The sequence below is a fragment of the Candidatus Binatia bacterium genome, from assembly GCA_029248525.1.
Lineage (GTDB): Bacteria > Desulfobacterota > Binatia > UBA12015 > UBA12015 > UBA12015.
In genome coordinates, this window is record JAQWJE010000049.1 from 301,563 (window position 1) to 315,164 (window position 13,602).

A 13,602-nucleotide genomic window follows, 5' to 3' on the forward strand; every position below is an offset into this window, starting at 1 on the left:
CTAGTATCCCTCCGTGGCATAGCGCCGTTCTGCGTAGCGGCGTCTGATCTTGGCACGAAGGAGGCCGGCCGGGTCCTGCGGAATTTGGCGTAGTTTCTGTTCACGGGCCTGCGCTTCTTCGGTGATCTCTTCGTTCATGCGGGCCATCTGTTGTTCCCGCATGCTTCCTTGCTGGGCAGGTTCGGGTTCCGCTTCGGCGAGTGCCTTGTCGACCTCGTCGCCAAGGTCCTCTTCTTCACGGGCGGCTTCCTCGACACTATCCTCGGATCCATCCTGTGGTTCGTCCTCGCCTTCGGCGGGGGAGCCCTCCGAGGGCTGTTCACCGCTTTCACCGTTCTGCTGCGAGTCGGCATTCTCGCCTTCCGAACCTTCCTGCGGTTCGCCCTCCTGCCCGGAGCCTTCTTCATCCTTGGGTTCTCCGTCTTCCTGCCCTTCGGATTCCTGCTCCTGCTCCTGCTGTTGCTCCTCGAGAATACTCTTCACAAGATCTCGATTAAATGTTGCATCCTCGTGTTCGGGTTGGCTGGCGAGAACGTCTTCGTAGGTGGCCAGAGCCGTCTCCAAATCCCCCTGGCGCGCAAGAGCATTGGCACGATTATAGAGGTTCTCGTCGCCTTCGAGTGCCGCATAGCCCTCGGCGGCTGCCTCGAAATCGCCGGCGCCATAAAGAGATGCCGCTCGCCAATCAGCAGCGTCAAAGAGTTCGGCGGCTTGCGCTTTTCGCTCCTCCTCGAATGCGACGGCCCCCTGTTCGTCTCGGCTCGCCCATAGGTCGTCCCAGAGCGATGCTTCGGCACGGTCAGGTGCCGCGAGGGAGATTCCAAGCAGGAGAGCAATCAGCCACCCGCGTCGGAAGGCGAGTGGGGCAAAAAGCAGGGGTACGAAAACCAACCAGATTCCTGCATCGTTCCAGACCTCGAGAGTCAGTTGCGTGTCCTGTTCGCCAAACCCGTAGGTCACCGGGTCGACCAGGACCGTATCGATATCCTGGCTGTCGACCCGTGTTTGGACGAACGATCCGCCACCGGCCGCGGCAATGGCGCGTAAGCCACCATCCTCTTCTCCAAAGCCGATCGCCGAAACCCGAAAACCCTGGTCGCGTGCCCGTTCTGCGGCCCGCAATTCGGCCGGCTTTGCTTCGCCGCGATCCGAGAGCAGGATGATGCGGCCCGTGCCGGTCTCGGTCTGGGCCAGAAGGTCAGCGGCTGCAGCAATCGCCCGGTCCGGACGGCTGCTCGCTCCGGGCATCAGGTCGGTTGCCAATAGAGGCACCATCTCTTCAATGACTTGAATATCCTCGGTGAGCGGAACGGCGACGAATGGCTCCTCGGCGTAGACGATGAGACCGTTTTGCTGGTCTGCATTGGCGGCGAGAAGGTCAAAGATCTCATAACGAGCGCGTGCCAGCCGAGACGGGCTGAGGTCGGTCCGGTCCATGGAGCCGGACATATCAAGTGCGATCACTGTGGGGTTGCGACCAATTTCTCCGGGGATCGAGATCTTGTCCCAAGTGGGTCCGGCGAGCGCCACGGCAGTAGCCAGCCATGTGATTGCGGCCAGATATAAGGGCCACCGATGACGTCCATGCCCTCCATCGATGACCAGATGTTTGAGGAGGTGCGCATCAACCAAAGCTCGCCAGGAACTGCCGTTTTTTTCGCGGCGGAAGGCCAGCCCGACCAAAAGGGCCGCGGGCAGAATCGCCCCAAGCCAGAGGGGGCGAAGGAAGTGGAAGCTCTCCGGAATCAGGTCCATGTCTGGTCCTCCGTCTCGGCAGCAGATCCTGTCGATGAGAACATGCCTGGCCGGGTGGCGGCGATCCCGAAACTCAGCACCATGGTCAGTCCGAGCGGCCAGGCGAAAAGATCCTTGCGGGGGCGGGTGGTGCGGGGATCCCCGTCGGTCGGTTCAATGCGATCAATCTCCCGGTAGACCTGAGCGAGAGCTTCGGCATTGCGCGCGCGAAAATATTCGCCGCCAGTCGCATCCGCGATGTCTTGCAGAAGTTGCTCGTCGAGGTCCGCTGATGGGTTGACGATTCGTCGGCCAAAGAGACCCTGACGGGAGCCGGTGTCGGCGCCTACGCCGATCGTATGAACTCGAATCCCTTCGGCGGCAGCCAGAGCGGCCGCTTCCCGTGGATCGAGGGCACCGGCATTGTTGGCGCCGTCGGTGAGGAGGATCAGCACACGACTATCCTCCGGTCTTTCTCTGAGTCGCAGGATCGATGTGCCCAAAGCATCTCCGATTGCGGTTTCCTGGCCGGGCAAGCCGACCTCCGCTTCGGCGAGAAATTCGCTGACGGTTTTACGGTCAAACGTAAGGGGCGCCTGCAGGTAGGCGCGCGTTCCGAAGAGGACGAGCCCGACCCGATCGCCTTTTCTCCGCGTCAGAAAGTCTTCCGCGACATGTTTGACGACGGTCAAGCGGTCCGCCCGACGTCCTCCCATGGTGAAATCTTCGCGGGCCATGCTGCCGGAAAGATCGATGGCCAGCATGAGGTCACGACCGGCAGCCGGGAGGCTCCGCGGCGCACCCACATGGACAGGCCTTGCCGCCGCCGTCACCAGAAGAATCCAGGCCAGGCTGGCGGCGAGCAGAAGCACCAAATTGGCCCCTCGCACTCGGCCGGAAAGAGTGCGCGTTTCGGCAAGGTCATCGAAGAAGGGCACCCGAAGCGATCCCGTCCGCGTCAACGGCGCGGGGGAAAGAAAACGACGCACGAGAAATGGCAAGGGGAGCAAGAGGAAGATCCATGGCCAGTTGAATTCGATCATAGATTCCTCCGAATCCACCTGCGTGTGGCGGTAATCAGCTGCTCTCGAGTTGCGTCGTTTGATGCGACGGGGTCTGCTTGCGGTGCATAGGGAGCCTCTGCGAGCAGGGCGAAAACAGGTTCCGGCGAGTTTTCGCCGTGCGCTCGCAGGAATTGTTCCCAGGCTTGTCCGTGCAGGCTCGCGACATCGCTTGCGCCGAAGCGCAGGATGGCCGCTCGTCGCAAGAGTTCCGAAAACCCGGTGGCGAGCTCTTGCAGTCCCGAAGCGTCCGCTACCAACTGATCAAGTTCGCGCAGGGCCATTCGCTGCGCGCTGCGTTGCCGTTGCCGTCGAACGTAAACGACCAACAGGCAGGCGGCGACGGCTAGAAGGGCGAGAATCCACCATCCGGGCGCCGGAATCCAGGAGGAGATCGGGGCCGGCAAGTGGATGTCGCGCAGGCTGGCGAGAGGGTCTGTCGCGGGCGCGTTCATCGTCGCAGCCTTCCCCCACTCGTGGGTGCTGCGTGCTGAAAGATTCTTTTTCGTGCGATGAGATCTCGCGGGGCATCGTTGGTGCCCAAAAGAAATATGCCGATCCGACGGTTACGACAGACCCGTGCGAGGTAGTCCTTCCGTTTTGCGAAACGTTCGGCCCAGGCCTCGCGCAGGCTGTGGTCGCGACCGCCGACCGTCAGAACCTTTTCTCCATCACTGACCTTGAGTCCGTCGGCATCGGGTAAATGACTTTCCAGCGGATCGTGAAGCAGGACGCAGCGAAGATCGGCTCGCATGGAGAGCCGCCCCAATGCCTTCTCTGCGCCGATACCGAAATCCTGAAAGTCGCTGAGAATAAATACGAGTGCGCCAGAGGAGATGATTCGCTCGAGCCGCTCGAGACCATCTTGCAGGGACAAACTGCCGCCAAGATTTTCTTCTGCAGTCGCGTCAGCGACGCGACGCAGGAACTCGTGTAGTTGGGCAGCGCTCCTGGCGGGGCGAATCTCGCGGGTTCCGTTGACCCCGAGAATCAGACCGCCGACGCGGTCGCCGGCGTCCTTGGCTGCCCAGGCGAGAGAAGCGGTGGCGCGGGCTGCCTGTACTGATTTGAATGCGCCTCGTGTGCCGAAACGCATATCGGATCTCTGGTCGATCAGGAAATATACGGGTCGTTCGCGCTCTTCTTCAAAAAGTTTGGTGTGGACCTGACCCGTGCGGGCGGTGACGCGCCAGTCGATGGCTCGGATATCGTCGCCCGCCTGGTAGAGACGGGTTTCGTCGAATTCCATGCCGCGACCGCGAAAACTGGATTCGTAGGGGCCTGCCTGGCGACTCCGAACCCGTAGCGACGGTTTGGCAGTGCCGCTGCCGGGCTGGTTGCGAAATCGCGACAACTCCGCGGGAGTTGCCTGAACGCCGGTGAGATCATTCTTTTGCACGGTGAGCTTTCCGGGTCTCAGGCGAGAGGAACCTTCTGGATCAGGGTGTCGAGCAACCCGTCGGTGGTTTGTCCGTCTGCTTCTGCTTCAAATGTGAGCAGGATGCGGTGGCGCAGAACATCTTTTGCGACGGCTTGCACATGGTCGGGGGTGACAAACTCGGCGCCTTCGAGCCAGGCATGCGCGCGTGCGCAGCGATCGAGAGAAATCGTGCCTCGGGGGCTCGCCCCGCATCGTACGGCTTGTCCCAGAGCCGCGTCGTAGGCACCCGGGTTTCGCGTCGCAAGAACCAACTGCACCATATATTCTTCAAGGGCCGGTGATACGAAAAGGTCGAGCGCTTCACGTCGCGCAGCGAAAATCGTCTTTTGCGAGACGTGATCGAATGCGGGCTGGTCGTTTCCGCGGGCTTCCTCCCGCACCAGCGAGAGGATCTTTCGCTCGGCATCGGCGTCCGGGTAGCCAATTTGCACATACATCAGGAACCGGTCGAGTTGCGCTTCGGGCAAGGGATAGGTCCCTTCCTGCTCGATAGGGTTCTGTGTCGCCATCACCAGAAATAATTCCGGAAGTGGGTAGGTCTTTCGTCCGACGGTGACCTGCCGCTCGGCCATGGCTTCGAGCAGGGCACTCTGGACCTTGGCTGGGGCACGGTTGATCTCGTCGGCGAGGACCAGATTATGAAAGAGCGGTCCTTGCTCGAAGCGGAAGCTCCCATCCTCGGGGCGGTAGACATCGGTGCCCGTCAGGTCTGCGGGAAGCAGATCCGGAGTGAATTGAATGCGATGGTCGCCCGCATCGATGGCGCGGGATAGTTCGCGGATTGCCTTGGTTTTTGCCAATCCCGGAGCTCCTTCAACCAGGAGGTGTCCATCGGCGATCAGGGCCTCGATCAAACGGTCCGTGAGAACCTTTTGCCCGACGATGCGGTCCTGCAGGTGGGTTCGCAGGTCGCGGATTTCTCTCCACGGCTCGCTGGTTTTGCTGTCGATGTCCAGGACCTTTTCACTCATGCTCGTTTCCTCTCGTGGCAACTGCCGTCTTGACTGGCTGTGTTCGGACTTCGACGACGGCGCTGGGAAAAGTACCATGCCGGAGCCTTGCCGCATCATGAATAATTGTTCATGTCCGTCGCCGAATGTCCCGACTCCGGGTTTTGTCCGCGGCTTCAGCTTCGCTAGGTTCGGGACATGTCCCAGCCAGCAGCGTCCGACAGCCGGATACGATTATGTCTGAAGAGCCTTTTGGCCTTGATCGTTTTTGCGGCTGCCACGCCATGGCTTTTGCGCCCCTGGTTTCTCGGCGACGATCTGCTGCCGGATAGTTCGCTGGCGCTGGGGTTGATGGAGGACACCGACCTCTATCTGAACATCTGGATTCTCACCTGGGTTGCTCGGGCGGTGAGCGAGTTCCCCGAATTGATTTTTGGGGGCAATATATTTTTTCCGAGTCATAATGCGATCGCCGGGTCGGAGAATATGCTGGCTCATGTGCCGGTAACGGCGCCCGTCTGGATGTTTTCGGGGCAGGCCCTCACAGTCTTCAAGGCAATGGTGCTGGAGAGCTTCGCTCTTTCGGGTCTCGCGATGTGGGCTTTCGTCTATTTTCATACCCGCAGTTTTTCGGCAGCACTTCTGGCGGGAGCGGCTTTCACTTTCGCTCCATGGCGCGTGCAAAATCTTCCCCATCCCCAATACCTTGGCTTTCAATACCTCCCACTGGCCCTGCTGGGCGTGGATCTCTGGCTGGCGCAACGCCGCTGGCCGGGGCTGGTTGTGCTTGCGTTCGGTTTGGCATTGCAGGCACTCGCATGCCTCTATCTCGGCTATTTCACGTTCTTGCTGGTCCCGCTCTACGTGGTGGTTCGGCTCGCCCAGACGCCGGATGCGAGGATCCAAGCCGCTCTCGGCCTTCTGCTGGCGGGTCTGATCGGCGTGGCAGCGACCTTGCCGGTCGCATTTCCCTACCTGGCAGCTCGGGATAGCGGCATGATCGACGCCTGGAGTCTGGCGGCATCGGGCGACTGGTCCTTCGAGTGGTGGTGGTATGCAGGCGCACCGTTCGTCTTTCGGGTGGGTTGGCCTCTGCTGATCTTGCTGGGCGTCGATGCCCTGCTGCGAGGGGCTTCGCGATGGACTGCTGCACGACGCCGATTGGAGCCTGTCGAAGTGGCGCTCTGGTGGATGATTCTGGGTGCGGCGTGGCTGTCGACCGGACCTGCACCGCAGCTCTGGGGGGCGTGGTCTCTGCCAACGCCCTACGCGATCCTGCAGGACTGGATTCCCGGGTTTGCTCAACTCCGCGGTCCGGGACGCTTCTTCATGGTGGTCGCAGCAGGATTGGCTGCACTGGCAGGCTTCGCGGTGCAGCGCTTGCTCACGCACGCCGCCGGTTGGATGCACCTTGTGGTTCCGGTCGTCGGGTTGGGCGCGTTTTTGCTCGCGGGAGCGCCGCAACCCGCCCCGGTGTCGGCTGCCGGACTCTCCGCAGATTCGATGCGACCAGCCTACAAGCTCCTGCGAAACCGACCGCGCGCCGGGGGGACCCTCGAGTTGCCGGCATCCGTGACGCCGAACGATATCCTCGGCAATTATCGGAATGCACGCTACATGATGGCGAGCACCCTGCATTGGCAACCACTGCTCAATGGTGTGACCGGTCATCCACCAGCTTTGGCAGATTTTTACGACTCTCTGACGCGAAGGTTACCTGATCCGCGGGCCTGGGAGGTGTTGATGGAGGTCGTCGACATCGACTTCCTCGTCATTCATGACAACGAGAAGAAGCCCTATCGCCCCTATGAAGCTCAGATCTGGCGCCCCTTGCCGAGAGGTCTGCATCGGGTCGCGCGTCTTGATCATACCGATATTTTTTCGGTCGGATTGTCCCCGCCCGCGGGTTGGTATGAAAAACTCATGCGGCAAGTTTCCGGGGAGGATCCTCTGACTTTTGGTGGGCTCTCCCGGGAGGTGCTATCGACAGAGTGTCGGCCTGCGGCAATTGATTCCGTCAATCTGCCTGAGGTCATCGCGATGGCGCCGGTCCCGTTGATCCTGCCGGTAGTTTTCCGCAACCAAAGTGCCTGCGATTGGCCTGCCTCCGCGGTCCACGATCGAGGTCTCGTCGGCCTGAGCTATCGTTGGCTTCGACCCGACGGCACCGATGTCACGTACCCGGGACCTGCATTTTCCCGGTTGATTCAGGATGTTGCAGCGGGGGCGACCGTGGCGAGTTCTGTCGTTGTTCAACCGGCTTCGGGCCCGGAAGGTCTTTGGACTCTCGAGGTGCAACTGGTGCAAAAAGGGGTGGACGAACCGCTGGCCGTTTCCCGTCATGAAGTGGAGCTTCGAGCTTTTTCGACGGCAAAGGCCTCCGGAGATCCTTTGCCCTCGTGACGGCGGCGATTTGGCATGGCAAGTTGAAAGCCCAAGGATTAGGCAAAGAACCATTATGTTGAGTTTGGCGGATTTGGGACCGGGTTCCGTGGTGAAGATCGCAACCGGCGTAGAGACGGGCAGGAGACTTTCCTCGTTGGGGCTGGTCGCGGGGACCGAGGTCCGCGTGGTTCGCCGTGCACCTATGGGCGATCCTCTCGAGCTGGAAGTGCGAGGATGCCGGATTTGCTTGCGTGCCGAGCAGCTGCGGCAGGTGGTCGTGGAGCGTGTTTCGTGACCGCCGCTCCGAAAATCCCCTCGGCAACCGAGGGCTTGTCGACGATTGCGTTGGTGGGTTCACCAAATGCCGGCAAGACAACGCTGTTCAATGCCCTGACCGGATCTTCGGCAAAGATCGGAAACTACGCCGGCGTCACGGTCGAGCGGCGTGAGGGAACCTTCCGCAGTGGGGACGTGGCACGGAGGATTCTGGATCTGCCAGGGACCTACGCGCTCGAAGGTGAGACACCGGACGAGAAAATCGTTCACCAGGTTCTGCAGGGAGAAATTGCCGGGGAGCCGCTTCCGGACGCCTTGTTGGTGGTAGCGGATGCCACCACTCTGCAGCGCAGTTTGGGACTGGTACTGGAGGCAATCGAACACGGATTGCCGACTCTGCTCGTGCTTACGATGATCGATGAGGTCAAAGCACGAGGCGGCCGACTCGACCCGATGGCTCTGTCCCGAGAACTGGGCGTACACGTTCTCGGCGTCGTCGGACACCGGGGTGTGGGCCTGGCGCCGCTGCGCAAATTTCTCGAGGACCCTGCAAGTTGGCCGCGACCTTCTGCCGCAGACGCCGTCAACATCGAGAATTCACAGGAGCGTTTTGCTCGCGTGGATGCCTTGTGTGCGGCCGCGGCCGCAGCGGATCTGGAGCCGGATCGTCGAAGCGATCGAATCGATCGGGTCCTGCTGCATCCATGGATCGGGCTGGGTGTTTTCGGGCTCGTCATGGTGCTGCTCTTTCAAAGTATCTTTGCCTGGGCCGTGCCGGCCATGGATGTGATCGATGAGGGTTTTGGGTGGCTCGCCGGGGCTTCGCGGGAGGTGTTGCCGGCAGGACTCTTCGCCGATCTGATTGCTGACGGTGTGATCGCGGGCGTGGGTGGGGTGGTGATCTTCCTTCCACAAATCGTGATCCTCTTTACCTTTCTGCATCTGCTTCAGGATGTCGGATATATGGCCCGTGCCGCCTTTGTCATCGATCGGGTGATGGGGTGGGCCGGGCTGCAGGGCCGAAGCTTTGTGCCCTTGTTGTCCTGTTTTGCCTGCGCGATTCCGGGCATGATGGCGGCACGAACCATCGCGTCGCCGCGCGAGCGACTGGCGACGATTCTCGTGGCACCGTTCATGACGTGCTCGGCGCGGTTACCGGTTTACGCCTTGCTCATCGCAGCCTTTGTGCCGGCAACGTCGGTCGGGCCTTTGGGGCTGCAGGGCCTGGTGATGCTGGGGCTTTATCTTCTCGGCGCGCTGACGGCCTTTGGTACCGCCTGGCTCCTGACATCCACGCTGCTGCGTGGGCAAGTGTCCGTTTTTTACATGGAACTCCCCCCCTATCGATGGCCCACGTGGCGCTTGCTGGGTCGGCAGGTCTGGCAAAGCGCCTCCGCATTTTTGAAGCGAGCCGGTACGATCATTCTCGCCTCTTCGATTGTTCTGTGGGTGCTGATGACCTTCCCGACGGCGCCTGAAAATCCTGCATTCACGCCCGACCAGCAGGCTCAGGCGAACCTCGAGGCCAGCGCGGCTTCCAGTTTGGGGCATTTTATCGAACCCGTCATCCAACCGCTCGGTTTCGATTGGAAAATCGGCGTGGGCCTTGTCGCCAGCCTGGCGGCTCGTGAGGTGATCGTTTCGACCTTGGCGCAACTCTACGCGGTTGCGGATACGGAAAGTGGTAGGCCACTTCGCGAGGCTCTGAAGAATGATATCGATCCGCGCACAGGAGAGCGTGTCTTCGATCTGCCGACGGCGCTTTCGTTGCTCGTCTTTTTCGTCTTTGCGCTCCAATGCACATCAACGGTTGTTGTGATGGCTCGCGAGACCGGAGGGTGGGGTTGGCCAACACTTGCCTTTACCTACATGCTCGGGCTGGCTTGGTTGGGGAGCTTTGTCACGTATCAGGTGGCCACAAGGTTGCTGTAAATCATGATGGCGTCGGAACTGCATATTTTCCTTGTCCGACCCACAAAATATGATGATGAAGGATATCTTCTTCGCCACTGGCGAGGGGTGCTTCCTTCGAACACCCTCGCATGCCTGCGCGGACTGACAGAGCGAGTCGCGACCGATGGGGATTTGCCGGGCGTCTCGGTCCGGATCTCCTGTTGTGACGAATCGGTAGAGGCGATCCCCGAGAAGAAGATCTACGAGGAGCAGCAGAGGTCGGGCGTGAAGGTGCTCGTCGGTCTGGTCGGCGTGCAGACCAACCAGATGCCACGAGCAAGGGACCTTGCGCTTCGGCTGCGCGATCGAGGCGTGGATGTTCTGCTCGGGGGCTTTCATGTTTCCGGGACACGTTGCGGAGCGGGTGCCCCCGCCGAGATCACGGAACTTCTGGCCGCGGGGGTCACCTTGGTGCGTGGCGAGGTTGAGGAAGCCTGGTCGAGAATTCTCCGAGATGCCCTGCGCGATGAATTGGAGCCGATCTACGATCTTCTCGGGACCCTGCCGGATTTGTCTCGCGCTGCCTTGCCGTCCCCGGACCGGCGCCTGATGCAAAAATTCGTCCACTCCTCCTTTGTCACCATGGATTCGAGTCGGGGGTGTCCGTTTTCCTGTTCCTTCTGCACAATCATCCAGATTCAGGGTCGAAAGATGCGGACGCGCTCGCCCTCGAGGATCGCGGAAATGGTTGAGGCGCGACACCACCCGGGGGGCATTGACCAATATTTCTTCACCGATGATGATTTCGCGAGGAATCCTCATTGGCGCGAGATTCTGCTCGAGCTGATCCGCTTGCGGGAGGAAGAGGGGAAGCCGATCCGTTTCCTGATGCAAAGTGATCTTCTCGCACACCGGCAGAAAGATTTTATCGAACTCGCTCGTCGAGCCGGCTGCTTTCAGGTGTTCCTCGGCATGGAGAGTCTGGATGCCGAGGCGCTCGCCGGGGCTGGCAAACGCCAAAACCGAATTGCCGATTATGCGGCAACCGTGCGGGCCTGGCAGGACGCCGGAATCTTCGTGCACGCAGGCTATATTGTCGGCTTCCCCCACGACACGATGGAGTCCGTTCGGGAAAGTGTTCGGCGTTTGCGCGACGAGATTGGTGTCGATGTCGCATCCTTCTTCCTGCTGACACCACTTGCGGGTTCCTCCGATCATACAGCGGCGCTCGCTGCAGGCGTGGATATTGATGAGGACTTGAACCGACACGATACATTCCATGCGGTCACGGATCCCGGCGGGATGTCTCGCACGGATGCCGAGGCTGCCTACCATGCGGCTTGGCGTGAGTTCTATTCCTTCGAGCATCGTCGGCGCCGGCTCGCGGCATGGCCGGAAGATCAGCGAGCAACCCTCTTGCAGAACTATTTATGGTACAGCTGTGCCACGCGAGTCGAGCACTTCCATCCGATGATGACAGGCTTTGTGCGACTCAAGCCGCGGAGGGATCGGCGTCCCGGCCTTGCGATCGAGAGTCTCCCGAGGCATCTCGTCCGGCGAGTACCTGAAGTGACGCGTATGGCCGGAGGTTATTTCCGACAGATCCGGGTCGCTCAGCGTTTGTGGAGGGCTGCGGGTGAAGGCCGCAAGAACCGCGGCTGGCGTGATTTCCTCCGACATCTTCTCGCAGGAGAGGCACGGGAAGCAGGAAGCCTCGGGCCGGCAGGAAGCTCGCAGGCCTGAGCCCGGCCGTCCGAGGGCGGGCTTTCTCGATTCGCTGGTTGTTGCAAGGGCCGTGGTCGGTCATGGTATCCCTGTGCGAAAGCTTCCCTATATTTGGACCTGTGCCATTTTGGGCCTGATCCTTGGTTGGTTGCCGATGCTCTTTCATGGACCGATTCCCGAGAAGTTTGACCAGTTCTATATTTCGGGATCATGGGCAGTTTGGGCCTGGTATCTCTCGCGGATGTCGATCGGCCTGCTTCTGGGGGTGACGGTGCGCCCGCGAACCTTCTGGTTGCGTGGCCTCGTCGTAGGCGGCCTGGTGATGCTCCCTCTCGGGTTCGTATCTCTGGCGGTGCCAACCTGTGGGCCGGTTTGTATGGGGGCAAATATTCTGACCGGCGCTGTCGAGGGTTTGCTGATCGTCGTCGTGGCCTGGTGGATCACGGGGCGGGAGCGTATCGAGGACTGATGCGCCGGTGAGTGACGAACTTTCCAGGGTGCCATCCTCCAGGTGGTGGAACGACTGGGTACTGGTTTCGCTGTCGATTGCGTTGCACGCGGTAGCTTTTCCTCCGTGGGACCAGCCGCTTGCTGCCTGGGTCGCGCTGGCACCGTTACTACTGGCCCTTCGTCAAAAAGCGCCGGCCCGGGCTTTCCTGCTTGGCTTTGTCTGGGGGACTGGTTCGATTTGGGCGCAGGGCTATTGGGTGCCTCTGGGGATTGCCTATTACTACGACCAGACCTTGCTCTTTGGCCTGTTGTTTTCGCTCGTCGCCTCGATTGTTTTCTATGCCACCTACGCGGCTGCTTTTGCTCTCGCCGCCGCGCGCTTGCCCATCGGCTGGTCAGCGTTTCCGCGGGCGTGCGGTTTGGGCATGATCTTCGTGACGGCAGAATGGGCGCGCGCCAGTCTTTTGACCGGCGACCCCTGGTTGCTCCTGGGCTATGCGCTGGTCCCGGGTCTTGGTTTCGCGCAGATCGCGGACTTGGGTGGCGTTTATATCCTGAGCTTTTTTCTGGTTCTTGCGAATGCAGCTCTGGTGGAATGTTGGGTTGGCTTCCCGCAGCGCTCGGGGGTGCGTTTGAAGGAAGCCCTGTCCACGCTCGCCCTCGCGGTTCTCATTCCCGGCGTATACGGCGTATGGCGCCTTTTGAACCCGGTCGTGGCTACCGAAACAATACCGGTCGCAATTGTTCAGACGAACCAGGACCTCGGATCGCATTGGCAGGAAGAGTTTTACGGACGAGGACTGCGCGACTATTTTTCTCTTTCGGAAAAAGCGGTCCGCGCAGGTGCCGAGTTTCTTTTCTGGCCGGAAGGCTCTGTCAATTTTTTCGTAGCCGATGACCCGAACTACCGGGCCGCGGTGGAAGCTCAGGTTGCCGCTTGGGATGTGGATCTGATTTTGGGCGGACCCTTTCGCGATCTGGATGATTCCGGGGTTCCGTCCTATCGGAACTCGGCGTTTTACCTTGAGCCCGAAAATGGTCTGGTCGATCGCTACGACAAGCATCGGCTACTTCCCTTCGGCGAATATTTTCCGCTGGAGATGATTCGCCTTTTGCGTCGCTTCGAAAGGGTACGTTCATTTACGCCCGGCGAGGGGCCCTCCTGGGTGGATACGGATCGAGGTCGAATGGCGATCTCGATTTGTTTCGAAGCTATATTCCCCGATGAAGTCCGCCGGCAGATGAACGCCGGGGCAAAATTATTGGTCAATCTCTCGAACGATGCATGGCTTGGGCCAGGCGCCGGTCCGTCGCAGCATCTCCTGATGGTCCGCTTGCGTGCCATCGAGAATCGGACCTGGGTGGTGCGCGCCACGCCGACCGGGATATCGGCCTTGATCAACCCCTATGGATCGGTCGCGCGTGAGCTCGAGCGCGGTGAGGCCGGATTTTTGAGTGGGGATGTCGGGCTGCTTTCGGTAGCGACACCCTACCAGCGATATGGGGATGTATTTGCGCTTGTGTGCGCGCTGGGCAGCGGGGCTTTTCTGCTGAACGCGCGCTTCCGGCGTTTCCAGCGCCGCGGGTCGGCTTGAGCGCGAATAGTCGCGGGAACTGCCGTGCAGCGTATACGCCTTCCGGGTGGTTCTGATGATCGATGCTTGCGAATTGCTTTGCAGGACGAGGA

Annotated in this window: 11 protein-coding genes; 6 read left to right on the plus strand and 5 right to left on the minus strand. The window is 60.6% G+C overall.

Annotation, left to right across the window (positions count from 1 at the left end; genetic code table 11):
• The 5 genes from P8K07_13910 to P8K07_13930 are packed head-to-tail and all read right to left on the minus strand — an operon-like array spanning position 1 to position 5,207.
• Positions 1–1,755: a VWA domain-containing protein gene (locus P8K07_13910; protein MDG1959613.1), complete on the minus strand. Its 1,755-nt coding sequence runs from the start codon at positions 1,753–1,755 to the stop codon at positions 1–3.
• Positions 1,746–2,777, minus strand: coding sequence for a VWA domain-containing protein (locus P8K07_13915; protein ID MDG1959614.1), 1,032 nt, complete (start codon positions 2,775–2,777; stop codon positions 1,746–1,748). The genes P8K07_13910 and P8K07_13915 overlap by 10 nt, the downstream gene beginning before the upstream one ends.
• Positions 2,774–3,250 (minus strand): DUF4381 domain-containing protein, encoded by a 477-nt coding sequence (locus P8K07_13920; protein ID MDG1959615.1) that lies wholly within the window; start codon positions 3,248–3,250, stop codon positions 2,774–2,776. The genes P8K07_13915 and P8K07_13920 overlap by 4 nt, the downstream gene beginning before the upstream one ends.
• The gene (locus P8K07_13925) at positions 3,247–4,194 is read right to left on the minus strand and encodes a DUF58 domain-containing protein (protein ID MDG1959616.1); all 948 of its coding nucleotides are present in this window, start codon (positions 4,192–4,194) and stop codon (positions 3,247–3,249) included. Before P8K07_13925 ends, P8K07_13920 begins: the two co-directional genes overlap by 4 nt.
• Before the next feature lie 17 nt (positions 4,195–4,211).
• On the minus strand, positions 4,212–5,207 hold the full coding sequence (locus P8K07_13930; GenBank protein MDG1959617.1) for an AAA family ATPase: 996 nt from the start codon (positions 5,205–5,207) through the stop codon (positions 4,212–4,214).
• A 177-nt stretch (positions 5,208–5,384) separates the two neighbouring features.
• Here P8K07_13930 and P8K07_13935 point away from each other — a divergent pair, with 177 nt between their 5' ends.
• The 6 genes from P8K07_13935 (at position 5,385) to lnt (ending at position 13,510) form a co-directional block, all read left to right on the plus strand.
• Positions 5,385–7,589: a hypothetical protein gene (locus P8K07_13935; protein MDG1959618.1), complete on the plus strand. Its 2,205-nt coding sequence runs from the start codon at positions 5,385–5,387 to the stop codon at positions 7,587–7,589.
• Positions 7,590–7,644: 55 nt separating this feature from the next.
• Positions 7,645–7,866 (plus strand): FeoA family protein, encoded by a 222-nt coding sequence (locus P8K07_13940; GenBank protein ID MDG1959619.1) that lies wholly within the window; start codon positions 7,645–7,647, stop codon positions 7,864–7,866.
• A complete protein-coding gene (locus P8K07_13945) occupies positions 7,863–9,779 on the plus strand; it encodes a ferrous iron transporter B (GenBank protein ID MDG1959620.1) in 1,917 nt (638 codons plus the stop codon). Before P8K07_13940 ends, P8K07_13945 begins: the two co-directional genes overlap by 4 nt.
• 3 nt (positions 9,780–9,782) lie before the next feature.
• Positions 9,783–11,483 carry a radical SAM protein gene (locus P8K07_13950; GenBank protein ID MDG1959621.1) on the plus strand — a complete coding sequence of 567 codons (1,701 nt, stop codon included), beginning with the start codon at positions 9,783–9,785 and terminating at the stop codon, positions 11,481–11,483.
• Positions 11,484–11,556: 73 nt separating this feature from the next.
• Positions 11,557–11,934 (plus strand): hypothetical protein, encoded by a 378-nt coding sequence (locus P8K07_13955; GenBank protein MDG1959622.1) that lies wholly within the window; start codon positions 11,557–11,559, stop codon positions 11,932–11,934.
• Between the two features lie 7 nt (positions 11,935–11,941).
• Complete coding sequence (gene lnt, locus P8K07_13960; protein MDG1959623.1) at positions 11,942–13,510, plus strand: apolipoprotein N-acyltransferase; 1,569 nt, start codon at positions 11,942–11,944, stop codon at positions 13,508–13,510.
• The last annotated feature ends 92 nt before the right edge of the window (positions 13,511–13,602 follow it).